This is a genomic window from Mannheimia haemolytica, from assembly GCF_004342115.1.
GTDB lineage: Bacteria > Pseudomonadota > Gammaproteobacteria > Enterobacterales > Pasteurellaceae > Mannheimia > Mannheimia haemolytica.
The window spans coordinates 79,857-94,035 of record NZ_SMAC01000008.1; the positions used below are offsets into that span (position 1 = coordinate 79,857).

At 41.3% G+C, this 14,179-nt stretch carries 12 protein-coding genes; 9 read left to right on the plus strand and 3 right to left on the minus strand.

All coding sequences use genetic code 11. The features are described 5' to 3' along the window. Positions 1-67 precede the first annotated feature (67 nt). Complete coding sequence (locus EDC41_RS04200) at positions 68-979, minus strand: LysO family transporter (RefSeq protein ID WP_006251795.1); 912 nt, start codon at positions 977-979, stop codon at positions 68-70. Between the two features lie 122 nt (positions 980-1,101). Here EDC41_RS04200 and dinB point away from each other — a divergent pair, with 122 nt between their 5' ends. After that, positions 1,102-2,184 carry a DNA polymerase IV gene (dinB, locus tag EDC41_RS04205; protein WP_006251796.1) on the plus strand — a complete coding sequence of 361 codons (1,083 nt, stop codon included), beginning with the start codon at positions 1,102-1,104 and terminating at the stop codon, positions 2,182-2,184. An 87-nt stretch (positions 2,185-2,271) separates the two neighbouring features. Continuing rightward, positions 2,272-3,141 carry a protease HtpX gene (htpX, locus tag EDC41_RS04210; protein WP_006253684.1) on the plus strand — a complete coding sequence of 290 codons (870 nt, stop codon included), beginning with the start codon at positions 2,272-2,274 and terminating at the stop codon, positions 3,139-3,141. Positions 3,142-3,194: 53 nt separating this feature from the next. Here the strand turns inward: htpX and EDC41_RS04215 are convergent, their stop codons facing one another. Then, positions 3,195-3,689: a YqaA family protein gene (locus EDC41_RS04215; RefSeq protein ID WP_006251798.1), complete on the minus strand. Its 495-nt coding sequence runs from the start codon at positions 3,687-3,689 to the stop codon at positions 3,195-3,197. A 200-nt stretch (positions 3,690-3,889) separates the two neighbouring features. Between EDC41_RS04215 and focA the strand changes: the two genes are divergently transcribed. The 6 genes from focA (at position 3,890) to EDC41_RS04245 (ending at position 12,831) form a co-directional block, all read left to right on the plus strand. After that, positions 3,890-4,714 (plus strand): formate transporter FocA, encoded by an 825-nt coding sequence (focA, locus tag EDC41_RS04220; RefSeq protein ID WP_006251799.1) that lies wholly within the window; start codon positions 3,890-3,892, stop codon positions 4,712-4,714. Positions 4,715-4,803: 89 nt separating this feature from the next. Beyond that, the gene (gene pflB, locus EDC41_RS04225; RefSeq protein WP_006251800.1) at positions 4,804-7,128 is read left to right on the plus strand and encodes a formate C-acetyltransferase; all 2,325 of its coding nucleotides are present in this window, start codon (positions 4,804-4,806) and stop codon (positions 7,126-7,128) included. A 234-nt stretch (positions 7,129-7,362) separates the two neighbouring features. Then, a complete protein-coding gene (locus EDC41_RS04230) occupies positions 7,363-8,388 on the plus strand; it encodes a virulence RhuM family protein (RefSeq protein WP_006251801.1) in 1,026 nt (341 codons plus the stop codon). 248 nt (positions 8,389-8,636) lie between these two features. Further along, positions 8,637-9,377 carry a pyruvate formate lyase 1-activating protein gene (pflA, locus tag EDC41_RS04235; protein ID WP_006251802.1) on the plus strand — a complete coding sequence of 247 codons (741 nt, stop codon included), beginning with the start codon at positions 8,637-8,639 and terminating at the stop codon, positions 9,375-9,377. Positions 9,378-9,484: 107 nt separating this feature from the next. Then, the gene (gene prlC, locus EDC41_RS04240) at positions 9,485-11,551 is read left to right on the plus strand and encodes an oligopeptidase A (protein WP_006251803.1); all 2,067 of its coding nucleotides are present in this window, start codon (positions 9,485-9,487) and stop codon (positions 11,549-11,551) included. A gap of 122 nt (positions 11,552-11,673) precedes the next feature. Then, positions 11,674-12,831: a chorismate mutase gene (locus EDC41_RS04245; protein WP_006250033.1), complete on the plus strand. Its 1,158-nt coding sequence runs from the start codon at positions 11,674-11,676 to the stop codon at positions 12,829-12,831. A gap of 58 nt (positions 12,832-12,889) precedes the next feature. Here EDC41_RS04245 and EDC41_RS04250 read toward each other — a convergent pair whose 3' ends face one another. After that, positions 12,890-13,105: an HP1242/YdcH family protein gene (locus EDC41_RS04250; RefSeq protein ID WP_006251804.1), complete on the minus strand. Its 216-nt coding sequence runs from the start codon at positions 13,103-13,105 to the stop codon at positions 12,890-12,892. 189 nt (positions 13,106-13,294) lie between these two features. Here EDC41_RS04250 and EDC41_RS04255 point away from each other — a divergent pair, with 189 nt between their 5' ends. Further along, positions 13,295-14,113, plus strand: a complete 819-nt coding sequence (locus tag EDC41_RS04255) for a chalcone isomerase family protein (protein WP_020831136.1) — start codon at positions 13,295-13,297, stop codon at positions 14,111-14,113. Positions 14,114-14,179: the final 66 nt, after the last annotated feature.

A 14,179-nucleotide genomic window follows, 5' to 3' on the forward strand; every position in this document is an offset into this window, starting at 1 on the left:
AAGCAAACAAGCGGTGATTTTTATTCCATTTTTTGCAAAAAGTGGGATAAAAATCACCGCTTGTGATTTATCCTTCCAGCCCAATAAAAACGGCTAATAACAATGGAGCGGCTAAATTAACAATAAAACCGAAGCTGATTGCCAGCGGCACAATTTGAATACCGCCCGATTTTTGAATAATAGGGAGCATACAATCTAATGAAGTCGCTCCGCCAATGCCGACTGCGGTGGACGGAAATTGACGCATAAACAGTGGTACTAAAAACAGGCATAAAATTTCACGCGAGATGTCGTTAAAAAAGGCAATACTGCCGTAAATCGGGCCCCAAGCATCGTTTACCAATACGCTTGAAAGGGAATACCAACCGAATGCAGAGGCAAAGGTTAAGCCTTTAGCAAGGGATAAATCTAAGGTGAATGCCGAAATCACGCCACCAATCAGGGAACTTGCCACCATTACAATCGAGGTATAAATCCCCCGTTTGTTAAAGAACACTTCACGCAGGGGAATACCGCTGTTTCGCAGTTGAATCCCCACCCCGAAAATCATCACTTCTAACACATAGGTGCTGGCGTGCAGAGGGAAATCCACCACGCCTTTGGTGAAATAGCCGATGATCCCGCCTAATAAGGTAATGCCGATTAATTTAAAGGAATCAATCAACAAATGCAGGCGGGAGGGAAGTTGATCTTGATTGACTTTGTCTCTTTTCATCGGTTGTAATTTGTCGTAAATCACCAAGCCGATAATGTTTGAAAGGAGTAAAATTACCACTAAACTAAACGCCGTACCGCCAATCTGTGGCAGTTCGGTGAGAATGTTATCAATTTGTCCGAGAGAAATCCCCATCACTAATAAAATCAAGTAAAGGCAGAGGCTGACCACTCTGTTTACTATTGCCATATAGCGGTGGTTTTTGAGGGTTATTAAGTAACCGAGAAAAAGCGGAATCAGCACAATGGCTAAACCGTAGAGCATTTTTTATCCTTTTTATCGCTATTTTTAAACTTGAAATTCTAACAATAAGGGCATAAAATAAAACTGTTTTTATATACAGTTATTTGTGTTGCAAGCGGTCGTTTTTGGGGAAAATATTGCAAATGTCGATTCAAGCTAAACATAAGCGAAAAATTATCCATATTGATATGGATTGTTTTTATGCAGCGGTCGAAATGCGGGAAAACCCGGCGTTGGTCGGTAAGCCGGTGGCGGTGGGCGGCAATGCTAATCAACGAGGTGTGCTGACAACCTGTAATTACGAGGCTCGAAAATTCGGCTTACACAGTGCAATGCCAACGGCAACTGCGTTGAAGAAATGCCCGAATTTAATTTTATTGCCGGTGAATATGGCGTTGTATAAATTGGTTTCCGCTCAAATTCACGAAATTTTTCATCGCTATACGGATGTGATTGAAGCCTTGTCGCTTGATGAAGCCTATTTAGATGTAACCGAATGCGAACGCTATTTTGGCTCCGCCACTTGGATTGCTCAAGCAATCCGCAATGATATTTTCAATGAATTGCATTTAACTGCCTCGGCAGGAGTTGCTCCGCTTAAATTTTTAGCAAAAATTGCCTCCGATCAAAACAAACCTAACGGACAATGTGTGATTACGCCTGATGATGTGCAAAATTTTGTGAAAAATCTACCGCTTGCAAAAATTCCGGGTGTGGGGAAAGTAACCAATGAAAAATTAAAACAGCTTGGCTTTGAAACCTGTGGTGATATTCAGCAAGCAGAAAAAGCGGTTATTTACCGAGCGTTTGGCAAATTCGGGCAACGGCTTTGGGATTTTAGCCACGGTATTGATGAACGAGCGGTAGAGTCTTATCGTGAAAGAAAATCGCTGGCGGTGGAAAATACGCTGTTGCACGATATTTCAACCCTTGAGCAAGCGGAAAAGATTGTGGCAGATTTATTCGACAAACTGGTTTTTCGGTTGCAACGAAACTGGGGCGATACGCCATTAACTGAGTTTAAAAAGTTAGGCATTAAACTCAAGTTTGATGATTTTAGCCAAACCACGCTTGAACGAACCACCGATGGCTTTGCGTATGAGCGATTTGGCGAGTTGCTACAGCAAATTTTTACCCGAAGAAAGGAACGAAAGGTGCGATTAATCGGTCTAAGTGTTCACTTTCCCGAGAAAAAAGTGAATAAACAGTTAAATTTGTGGGAATAATTGTAAATAATGACTTGAAATTAAGGCTAAAGTCATTATCTTATTCGTGCAATCATTGCATCTATATTTTTGGAGATTGAAAACATTATGGCAAAACGTGTCATTCTATTTTTATTAACTAACTTAGCGATTACCTTTGTTTTAGGGATCGTATTAAACCTTATTTTTAAAGTGACCGGCATTCAAGGGCAAAGCACTGCCGGTATTTTGGTGCTTTCGTTAGTCTTCGGTTTCAGTGGGTCTTTAATTTCGCTATTTATGTCGAAATCAATGGCATTGCGTTCGGTTGGGGCAGAGGTGATTACACAGCCTCGTAACGAAGCGGAGCAATGGTTATTCAACACTGTACAACGTCAGGCTCAGCAAGCGAATATCCCAATGCCGGACATTGCGATTTACCATTCGGCTGATGTAAATGCATTCGCTACAGGAGCAACGAAAAGTAATTCTTTAGTTGCAGTCAGCACCGGCTTGCTGAATTCAATGACTAAAGACGAAGCTGAAGCGGTAGTAGCACACGAAGTGGCGCACATTGCGAATGGCGATATGGTTACAATGACTTTATTACAAGGCGTGTTAAATACTTTCGTCATTTTCTTAGCTCGTATTATTTCGACAATGGCGGCAAGTTCACGTGACGAAAATGGCAATTCAAGCACCAATACGCTGGTGTTCTGGGTAGTAGATATTGTGTTACAGATGGTGTTTGGTGTGTTAGCAACAATGATTGCAATGTGGTTCTCTCGCCAACGTGAATTTCGTGCAGATGCAGGCTCTGCTCAATTAGTCGGTAAAGAGAAAATGATTGCGGCATTACAACGCTTGCAACGTGTTCACGAACCGCAAGAAATGGAAGGCTCTCTTGCTGCCTTTATGATTAACGGTAGCCGTGGTAAAGAGTTGTTTATGAGCCACCCTCCGTTAGAAAAACGTATTGAAGCGTTAAGAAACTTATAAAGCACAAGCGGTTGTTTTTGTAAAATTTTTTGCAAAACAGCCGCTTTTGTTTTCTATAAAATATGCGGTAACACCGAATAGAGAGTTGCCAGCAAAAACAGATAACGTAACAATTTCCCAATCACAATAAAGAGAATGCTTTGCCAAAGGCTAAACCGTAGCCAGCCGGCAATGCCACAGAAAATATCGCCTACAATCGGTGACCAACTAAAAAGCAAGACTAACACGCCATATTTTTCACTTTTGGCTAATGCCCATTGTGAATAACGATTGGTAGTATTCTGTGGGCGAGGGAGTAATAGCCCTATCGCATAAGTGGTTATGCTACCTAAACTATTACCTAAGGTTGCAACCAAGAGTAAATTGAACAGTGAAAATGAGGATAAAGAGCCATAAGTGATGAGATGTTGGCTTGCTAAGGTAGTGAAGATAATTTCAGAATTTCCGGGTAAGAGGGTAGCGCTTAGAAATCCACTCAGAAACATAGTAAAGAGTTGATTTTGTTCGGAAAAGAATAAACTGAAAAAGGAAGTGAGATATTCTGTCATAAAATTGTAGTTGGTTTGTTATTAAAATGTAGTTATAAATTTTCTTGAATGTTGTGTTTTTTATGGATTTTGTTCTATATCAAAAAAAGACATCGAAATACCTCTGATTGTGTAATATTTTTATTTGAAGATTATCTCAAGAGGTCTATAATTTCTACATAATATATCGGTTTTTCAATTCTCATTGTTAAGGTTGTCTGATGTTTTCTCCTGCTGAAATGGCAAAAATCGCAGAAGATGGTGCGGTTTATAAAGCAACAAAAAATCAATTATATTCCTTTCTCTCTGCCATTACTGCGGGCGGTTTTATTGCAATAGCATTTGTATTTTATACCACAACTCAAGTGGGTGCGAGCCAAATGCCTTGGGGTATGGCTAAACTGATTGGTGGTTTGGTATTTTCACTCGGCGTGATTATGTGTGTGGTGTTTGGGGCAGAACTTTTTACCTCATCAACACTTACGATTGTAGCCAGAGCCAGCCAAAGAATTAACTGGTTACAGATGTTTAAAAACTGGGTAGTGGTGTATTTCGGTAACTTTGTTGGGGCGATTTCCATTGTATTGTTGATTTGGTTTAGTGGTCAGATTATGGCAGCCAAAGGGCAATGGGGTTTGGTTATTTTAAATACCGCACAGCACAAAATTCACCACCAATGGTTTGAGGCTTTCTGTTTAGGCATTTTCTGTAACATTATGGTGTGCATTGCGGTGTGGATGTCTTATGCAGGTAAAAGCCTAACCGATAAAGCCTTTATTATGATGTTACCGATTGCAATGTTTGTGGCTTCCGGCTTTGAACACTGTGTGGCAAATATGTTTATGATTCCGATGGGAATTGCGATTTCTCACTTTGCCGGTCCTGAATTTTGGACGGCAATCAATGTTGACCAAACGCAATTTGCCGATTTAGATCTATATCATTTTGTGTTTAAGAACCTAATTCCGGCAACGCTGGGTAATATTGTCGGCGGTGTGTTTTTCATCGGCTTAATGCAGTGGTTCTTATACATTAGAAAGCACTAAGATTTCAGAATCAAGCGGTCAAATTTTGCAAATTTTTTGCAAAAAATTACCGCTTTCCCGTTTTAACTTACTAACACAGAGGACTTAAAATGACTCAACTAACAGACGCTCAACAAAAAGCGTGGGAAGGTTTTGCCGCAGGTGAGTGGCAAACTGAAGTAAATGTACGTGATTTTATCCAAAAAAACTACACACCTTATGAGGGTGATGAGTCTTTCCTAGCTGAAGTAACACCTGCAACCAGCAAATTGTGGGCAGATGTGATGGAAATGATCAAAGTAGAAAACAAAACACACGAGCCGTATGATATTGACTGCGACACGCCATCAACCATTACCTCACACGCACCGGGTTATATTGATAAATCGTTAGAAAAAATCGTCGGTCTGCAAACAGATGCCCCATTAAAACGTGCCATTATGCCGTTTGGCGGTATCAATATGGTAAAAGGTTCGTGCAAAGTTTATCGCCGTGAGCTTAAACCTGAAGTAGAACAAATCTTTACTGAATATCGTAAAACTCATAACCAAGGGGTATTCGATGTTTACACTCCGGATATTTTACGTTGCCGTAAATCGGGCGTAATTACCGGTTTACCGGATGCTTATGGTCGTGGTCGTATTATCGGTGACTACCGCCGTATGGCACTTTACGGTGCGGATTTCTTAATGAAAGACAAACAACGCCAGTTTGCCTCATTACAAGCTCGTTTAGAATCCGGCGAAGATATTCAAGCCACGATTCAACTGCGTGAAGAAATTGCCGAGCAACATCGTGCTTTAGGCAAAATGAAAGAGATGGCAGCAAGCTACGGTTTTGATATTTCAGGTCCGGCAACCAATGCACAAGAAGCGGTGCAATGGACTTATTTCGCTTACCTTGCAGCGGTAAAATCGCAAAACGGTGCGGCGATGTCTTTTGGTCGTGTGTCTTCTTTCTTAGATATTTATATCGAACGTGACTTAAGAGCCGGTAAAATTACCGAGCAAGAAGCCCAAGAATTAATCGACCACTTAGTAATGAAATTGCGTATGGTGCGTTTCTTGCGTACTCCAGAATACGATCAATTATTCTCAGGCGATCCAATGTGGGCAACCGAAACCTTAGCCGGTATGGGTTTAGACGGTCGCACATTAGTAACCAAAAACAGCTTCCGTATTTTACATACCCTTTACACAATGGGACCGTCACCGGAGCCAAACTTAACTATTCTTTGGTCTGAACAATTACCGGAAGCATTTAAACGCTACTGTGCGAAAGTGTCTATTGATACTTCATCAGTTCAATATGAAAACGATGACTTAATGCGTCCGGATTTCCAAAACGATGACTATGCGATTGCGTGCTGCGTATCGCCAATGATCGTGGGTAAAATGATGCAGTTCTTCGGCGCTCGTGCAAACTTAGCGAAAACCTTGTTATACGCAATCAATGGCGGTGTTGATGAGAAATCAGGCGACCAAGTAGGGCCTAAAACTGAAGCAATTACAAGTGAATACTTAGATTACGATGATGTAATGACCCGCTTAGACAGCTTTATGGATTGGCTTGCAACCCAATATGTGACAGCACTGAACATTATCCACTTTATGCACGATAAATATGCATACGAAGCGGCATTAATGGCTCTTCACGACCGTGATGTGTTCCGCACAATGGCGTGTGGTATCGCAGGGCTTTCAGTAGCGGCAGACTCACTTTCAGCCATTAAATATGCGAAAGTAAAACCAATCCGTACCGATATTGAAATCAAAAACAAAGCTGGCGAAGTGGTTGGTGTAGCGAAAAACGTAGCAACCGACTTTGAAATTGAGGGTGAATATCCGCAATTCGGTAACAACGATAACCGTGTGGACGACATTGCAGTTGATTTAGTTGAACGTTTTATGAAGAAAATTCAAAAACTCAAAACATACCGCAATGCAACGCCGACTCAGTCTGTGCTTACTATCACTTCTAACGTGGTATATGGTAAGAAAACCGGTAATACACCGGACGGTCGTCGCTCAGGTGCTCCATTCGGACCGGGTGCGAACCCAATGCACGGTCGTGACCAGAAAGGTGCGGTAGCTTCATTAACTTCTGTGGCGAAATTACCGTTTGCCTATGCGAAAGATGGTATTTCTTATACTTTCTCTATCGTACCAAATGCGTTAGGTAAAGATTACGAAGCCCAAAAACGTAACCTTGCAGGCTTAATGGACGGCTACTTCCACCACGAAGCAACTGTAGAAGGCGGTCAGCACTTAAATGTGAACGTGTTAAACCGTGATACATTATTAGATGCGGTAGAACACCCTGAAAAATATCCGCAATTAACGATTCGTGTTTCAGGCTATGCGGTACGTTTCAACTCTTTAACCAAAGAGCAACAAATGGACGTAATTACCCGCACCTTCACTGAAAGTATGTAATTACAATTTGCAAAACTTTTAGCCACAAAACGCATTGCGTTTTGAACGTTGGCTTTGCCGACGGCTCCGTAGGAGCGAACAAAATTGGAAACAATTTTGTGAGTAATAATCAACCGCTTGTAGCATTTATGCCGCAAGCGGTTTTTTTGTGATCTCGCTCGAAAAATTGGCTATTCATTTACACAGCTTTCGTAATATTGTTTATAATTACAGTGTTCTATATGGGAGAAAGAGATGTCTAAGCAAGATTTAATTCGTTCCTCTGTGGCGGAATACCTCACTTTTATTACAGCTACCGGCGAAAGCCAAGTTGATGCCGTTTACGCCGATGAAAATGTATGGCTTAGCCAAAAAATGATGGCGGTGTTGTATGATGTTGATGTACGAACCATTAGCTATCATCTCAAAAAAATCTTTAGTGACAATGAGTTAGCTGAAAATTCAGTTATCCAATTTTTTTGGATAACTGCCCAAGACGGCAAAAACTACCACACCAAGCATTATAATCTGTCGGCAATTATTGCGGTGGGTTATAAAGTCAATTCCGAGCGAGCGGTGCAGTTTCGCAAATGGGCAACCGAAATCGTGCAGAGCTTTGCGATTAAAGGCTTTGCGATGGACGATGAACGGCTGAAAAATGACGGCACGATTTTGGGCAAAAAATACTTTGAAGAACAGCTTGCTCGTATTCGGGAAATTCGGTTATCCGAACGCAAGTTCTACCAAAAAATCACCGACATTTACGCTACCGCCGTGGACTACGACCGCACCGCAACCGCCACCAAACGCTTTTTTGCCACCGTGCAGAACAAGCTCCATTGGGCAATTCACGGGCATACCGCCGCCGAGCTGATTATGGCACGAGCCAACGCTGAAAAGCCGAATATGGGGCTAACGAATTGGAAAGACGCTCCGCAAGGCAAAATTTACCCCTTTGATGTGGTGGTTGCCAAAAATTATTTATCGGATAATGAATTAGCACAACTACAACGGCTGGTCTCTGCCTATTTGGATATGGCGGAAGATATGGCAGAACGCCAAATTCCGATGACAATGGCAGACTGGGAAACCCGCCTTAACCGCTTTCTTGCCGCCACCGACCGAGAAATCTTACAAGATGCCGGCAAAGTTACCGCTGAAATTGCTAAATCTTTCGCCCTCAGCGAATTTGAAAAATACCGAGTCAAGCAGGATCTCACCTACGAAAGCGATTTCGACTTACTGGTAAAAGAGGTCGCCGCCAAATACCACGCCGGCTAGGTTTGCAAAGTTTTCAGAAAAACCGACTGCTTGTAAGCGGTCAAAATAGCTTTAAAAAATGCAAAAATTTAAACATATTTGGTTGATATGTTGATGGAGTCAATAGATTAATAAAAGCCTATTCCTGAAATAGGCAAAAAATAGTATGACTTTCTCCTTTCTTAAAATATACCGGTGTGATTTATTTCTGCGAACAACATAAAAATTTGCTACAATTTCTCAAAATTTTTTGAGGGTTGAGGTGACAAATGTCTGTTGTTGGACGTATCCATTCTTTTGAATCCTGCGGTACGGTAGATGGACCGGGGATTCGTTTTATTCTGTTCTTGCAAGGCTGTTTGATGCGGTGTAAATATTGCCATAATCGTGATACTTGGGATCTTGATGGTGGTAAGGAAATTACGGTTGAAGAGCTGATGAAAGAAGTCACGACTTATAAGCATTTTATGAAAGCAACCGGCGGTGGTGTAACAGCTTCGGGTGGGGAAGCGGTGTTGCAAATGGAGTTTGTGCGGGATTGGTTTCGTGCCTGTAAGGCTGAAGGCATTAATACCTGCTTAGATACCAATGGTTTTGTTCGCCATTATAGCCCGGTGGTGGATGAAATGCTTGAAGTGACCGATTTGGTCTTGCTGGATTTAAAACAGCTCAATGATGAAGTTCACCAAGATTTAGTCGGGGTGTCGAATAAGCGTACCCTTGATTTCGCCCGTTATCTACACAAATTAAATAAACCGACTTGGGTTCGCTATGTGGTCGTGCCGGGTTATACCGATGACGATGATTCTGCCCATCGTTTAGGGCAGTTTATTCAAGGAATGGATAACATTGAGAAAGTGGAACTTCTGCCTTATCATCGTTTAGGAGCTCATAAATGGGAAACTTTAGGCTATAAATATGAGCTGGAAGGGGTAATGCCACCGTCTAAAGAGGATTTAGAGCGTATCCAAAAAATCATTGAAAGTTACGGGCATACCGTGAAATTTTAATTTTGTAAAATCCTGAATTGTAGGGGCGAAATATTTTTCGCCCTTGTCATATTATTTTTAAAAGGGCGAAAAATATTTCGCCCCTACATCTAAAAAGGAACATTAATATGTCTAACCCTCTTTTAAATTACACGGGCTTGCCTGCGTTCTCACAAATCAAACCTGAACATATTAAACCGGCGGTAGAAGCGGTGATCAAAGAATGCCGTGAAACTGTTGAAAAAGTCGCACAAATTGAAAACCCGACGTGGGAAAATTTCTATATGCCACAAGCAATGGCTGGGGATAAATTCTCCCGTGCGTGGTCACCGGTCGGGCATTTAAATGCGGTGAAAAATTCCCCAGAGTTGCGTGAGGCTTACCAAGCGTGCTTGCCGTTATTATCGGAATACAGCACTTGGGCGGGGCAACATCAAGGGTTATATCAAGGCTATGTGAAGTTAAAAAACAGCCCTGAGTTTGAAACTTATTCGGTTGCACAGAAAAAGGCGATTGAAAACAGCTTGCAAGATTTTGAATTATCAGGCATTTCACTGCCGGCAGAGAAGCAAAAACGCTACGGCGAAATTTCAGCTCGTTTGTCGGAACTCAACTCGCAATTTAGCAACAACGTACTTGATGCAACAATGGGCTGGGATATTGTGATTACCGATGAAGCACAGCTTAAAGGCTTGCCGGAATCGGCATTAGAAGCGGCAAAATTATCCGCAGAAAGCAAAGGTAAGAAAGGCTATCGCTTCACTCTTGAAATCCCAAGTTATTTGCCGGTGATGACTTATTGTGAAAACAAAGCATTGCGTGAGGAAATGTACCGTGCTTATGTGACTCGTGCCTCTGATCAAGGCCCGAATGCAGGCAAATGGGATAATAGTGCGGTGATTGATGAGATCTTAAAACTGCGTCACGAAAAAGCCCAACTACTCGGCTTTAAGACCTATTCTGATTATTCATTAGCCACCAAAATGGCGGAAAATCCACAACAGGTGCTGGATTTCTTGAACGATTTAGCCACTCGCTCGAAAGCTCAAGGCAAAAATGAATTATGCGATTTGAAAAAATTTGCTAAAGCCCATTTCGGCATTGAACATTTAGATTTATGGGATATTCCGTTCTACAGCGAAAAACAAAAACAGGCATTGTATTCAGTCAATGATGAAGAACTTCGCCTGTATTTCCCGGAAAATCGTGTATTATCGGGCTTATTTGAGGTGATTAAACGCATTTTCGGTATGCGTGTGGAAGAACAAAAAGAGGTTGATGTATGGCACAAAGACGTACGTTTTTTCAATATTTTTGATAAAAATGACCGCTTGCGTGGCTCGTTCTACTTAGATTTATACGCTCGTGAAAACAAACGTGGTGGGGCGTGGATGGATGATTGCATCAACCAAAAACGCTTGGCTGACGGCACATTACAAAAACCGGTGGCATATTTAACCTGTAACTTCAATAAACCGATTGGCGATAAACCGGCATTGTTTACTCACGATGAAGTGACTACCTTGTTCCATGAATTCGGACACGGCATTCACCATATGCTGACTGAAATTGATGTGGGCGATGTTGCCGGTATTAACGGCGTGCCGTGGGACGCAGTGGAGTTGCCAAGCCAATTCTTAGAAAACTGGTGCTGGGAAGAAGAGGCATTAGCCTTTATTTCAGGGCATTATGAAACCGGCGAGCCGTTACCAAAAGCGAAATTGGAGCAATTATTGGCGGCGAAAAACTTCCAAGCGGCAATGTTTGTGCTTCGCCAATTAGAATTTGGCTTGTTTGATTTCCGCCTACACACCGAATATGACCCGAGCAAACAAGGACAAGTGTTAGCCTTACTTAAAGAGGTGAAAGACCAAGTCGCTGTTGCCAAAGGCGTAGAGTGGGCGAGAACGCCACACAGTTTCTCGCATATTTTTGCAGGCGGCTATGCGGCGGGCTACTACAGTTATTTATGGGCGGAAGTGCTTTCAGCAGATGCCTATTCACGCTTTGAGGAAGAGGGGATTTTCAACCCTGAAACGGGGCAGTCTTTCTTAGATAATATCTTAACCCGAGGCGGTTCAGAAGAGCCAATGGTGCTGTTCGAACGCTTCCGTGGGCGTAAGCCAACCCTTGATGCCTTGCTCAGACACAAAGGCATTTTAGGTAATGCCGAGCCTGTTGATTGCACTCAATAAAGTAAACACGTTTTACAAGCGGTTAGATTTGCAAATTTTTTTTGTAAATTTGACCGCTTGTCTTTTCTTTCTTTTGCAACTCGTTATAATTTTCAGCATTTAGCCTGACAGAGAGTGAAATAATGTCTTTAGATTTAGCCGATATTCGAACCCAAATAACCAACTTAGACCGCAATTTATTAAAGCTACTGGCAGAACGTCACCGCTTAGCCTTTGATGTGGTGCGGAGCAAAGAAATCACACAAAAACCCTTGAGAGATTTAGAACGGGAAAAGATTTTGCTTCAAGAACTGGTAAATTTTGCCGAAGCGGAGAATTACCAGCTTGATCCGCAATATGTGACCCAAATTTTCCAACGTATTATTGAAGATTCAGTGCTGACTCAGCAAAATTATCTGCAAAATAAATTGAATGCACAAAAAGAAGAGCAGGTTTCGATTGCGTTTTTGGGAATGCGAGGCTCTTATTCCAATATGGCATCTCGACAGTTTGCCAAAAAATATCAAGGCACATTGGCGGAATTAAGCTGCCATTCTTTTAATGAAGTATTTGAGAAAGTCAGCCTTGGTGAAGCCGATTTTGGCGTACTGCCGCTTGAAAACACGACTTCAGGTTCGATCAATGAAGTGTATGATTTATTGCAGCATACCGATTTAACCTTAGTGGGTGAATTGGCGTACCCAATCAAACATTGTGTATTGGCAAACGGCACGGTTGATTTGGCGGAGGTGGATACCATTTACACCCACCCTCAGCCTGCCCAGCAATGTAGCCAATTTTTAGCCGGGCTAGATAAAGTACATATCAAATATTGCGAAAGCAGCTCGCACGCAATGCAAATGGTGGCTCGCTTGAATAAGCCGAATATTGTTGCCTTGGGCAATGAAGATGGCGGAAAATTGTATGGCTTGACGAATATCAAAACCGATATTGCTAATCAAGCTCACAATATCACCCGTTTTATTGTTGTTGCCAAAGAGGCTGTGCAGGTTTCGCCACAGGTACAAACCAAAACGTTACTGTTAATGACCACCACGCAACAGGCGGGTGCATTGGTCGATGCGTTAATGGTATTCAAAAATCATCATATTCGTATGATGAAACTGGAATCCCGCCCGATTTACGGCAAACCTTGGGAAGAGATGTTTTATGTGGAGCTGGAGGCAAATATTCATTCCGAGAACACCCAAAAAGCATTGGCGGAATTGGAGCAAGTTACCAGCTACCTCAAAGTGTTGGGTTGCTACCCAAGCGAAATTATTGAGCCGGTAAAACTGTAATATTGTCTAATATGACCGAAATTAAAGCTCAGAATATTTTCTGAGCTTTTACTTTAGGTTAAGCCGATTCTTGTTTTAGAATTGCATAAAGTTGGTCTTTTAAATGCAATTTTTCTTTTTTTAGTGCCTCAACTTCTTCATATGTTGCCAGTTCAATATTTGCCTCCATATTCTTAATACGCTGGTCTAGCTCATTATGTTTATCAAATAAGCGAGCAAAATGTGAATTGTTTTGCTTTAATTGGGTTATGAGATCACGAAATTCTGGAAACATATTTAACTCCTAATAGTGGTTGCAAATTTTACTTGATTAAATACTAGCATTTTTTTGTTGATTTACTGTTAAATCTTTCTATTTTTTTGAACTTGATCACAAAATTTATATCGAAAATTATAATGTGTGTGAGCCATATTTAAGGCTATAATAATGAGTAGGAATTTTAGATTTAAGGACACAAAAATAATGAGCTATAAAGTGGTCTTTTCGCTGTTGTTTTCTCTATTTTTATCAACAGCAAATGCAAATTGGACAAAAATTAATGATGTGAATTATACGTGGGGGCCATTTAATATTTACCATATTACGCTTTTTACTGAGAGCGGTACTTATGTAGAAGGTACACGTCCTTTAATGCTTACTCTACAATATAAAAAACCGTGGGAAGGGCGCGATTTTGCGGTTTCTTTAGCAAGAACTTGGAATAATTTAGGCATTAAGCTACCTGAAAAAGAGCTAGATGAGGTTATTACCCACCTGAGAAAAACTTTCCCAGATATTAAGCCTGAAGATACATTGCACTATATTGCATTAGAAGATAGAGGTTATTTTATTTTAAATGATAAAGTAGTCTCTGATGTGTTTAATAAAGCTTTCAATGATGCCATTGTAGCAATTTGGCTTGATCCGAAAATGGATATTAGCCATCAATTACTTGATCCCTCTTATAAGCCAAGAGTTGAGTCAAAAAATATAGAATCACAAGCTGAGGAAAAATCAGCGGAAGTGAAAGCACAAGAACCTATTGCCAATACTGAGGTTTCTAAGGAGATGAAAGAGTCTCAAACTGTAGAGCAAGAATCAAACAAAACAGAAACCCTAGAGGTAGATAAGACCCAATCCAGTGTGGCAAATGAAGCGACTCAACCGGTAGAGAATAAAGATAAGAAAGAGCCAGAAAAGCTAGAAGAAAAACCAAAGGAGATGAAGATTGAAAATCCGGAAGTGTTCATTTCACCGATTTATGATGATATCTTAATGTGTAGAAGATCAAACCTAATCTGACAGTCCCCCGTTTTAAATTACCGTGTCTGTCAGATTAATTTGAGCTTAAATTCTTTTCCACCCAAA

Bases quoted from the DNA above. Each gene is read 5' to 3' on its own strand.
- EDC41_RS04200 (WP_006251795.1), bottom strand. From the start codon at position 979: ATGCTCTACGGTTTAGCCATTGTGCTGATTCCGCTTTTTCTCGGTTAC.
- dinB (WP_006251796.1), top strand. From the start codon at position 1,102: ATGTCGATTCAAGCTAAACATAAGCGAAAAATTATCCATATTGATATG.
- htpX (WP_006253684.1), top strand. From the start codon at position 2,272: ATGGCAAAACGTGTCATTCTATTTTTATTAACTAACTTAGCGATTACC.
- EDC41_RS04215 (WP_006251798.1), bottom strand. From the start codon at position 3,689: ATGACAGAATATCTCACTTCCTTTTTCAGTTTATTCTTTTCCGAACAA.
- focA (WP_006251799.1), top strand. From the start codon at position 3,890: ATGTTTTCTCCTGCTGAAATGGCAAAAATCGCAGAAGATGGTGCGGTT.
- pflB (WP_006251800.1), top strand. From the start codon at position 4,804: ATGACTCAACTAACAGACGCTCAACAAAAAGCGTGGGAAGGTTTTGCC.
- EDC41_RS04230 (WP_006251801.1), top strand. From the start codon at position 7,363: ATGTCTAAGCAAGATTTAATTCGTTCCTCTGTGGCGGAATACCTCACT.
- pflA (WP_006251802.1), top strand. From the start codon at position 8,637: ATGTCTGTTGTTGGACGTATCCATTCTTTTGAATCCTGCGGTACGGTA.
- prlC (WP_006251803.1), top strand. From the start codon at position 9,485: ATGTCTAACCCTCTTTTAAATTACACGGGCTTGCCTGCGTTCTCACAA.
- EDC41_RS04245 (WP_006250033.1), top strand. From the start codon at position 11,674: ATGTCTTTAGATTTAGCCGATATTCGAACCCAAATAACCAACTTAGAC.
- EDC41_RS04250 (WP_006251804.1), bottom strand. From the start codon at position 13,105: ATGTTTCCAGAATTTCGTGATCTCATAACCCAATTAAAGCAAAACAAT.
- EDC41_RS04255 (WP_020831136.1), top strand. From the start codon at position 13,295: ATGAGCTATAAAGTGGTCTTTTCGCTGTTGTTTTCTCTATTTTTATCA.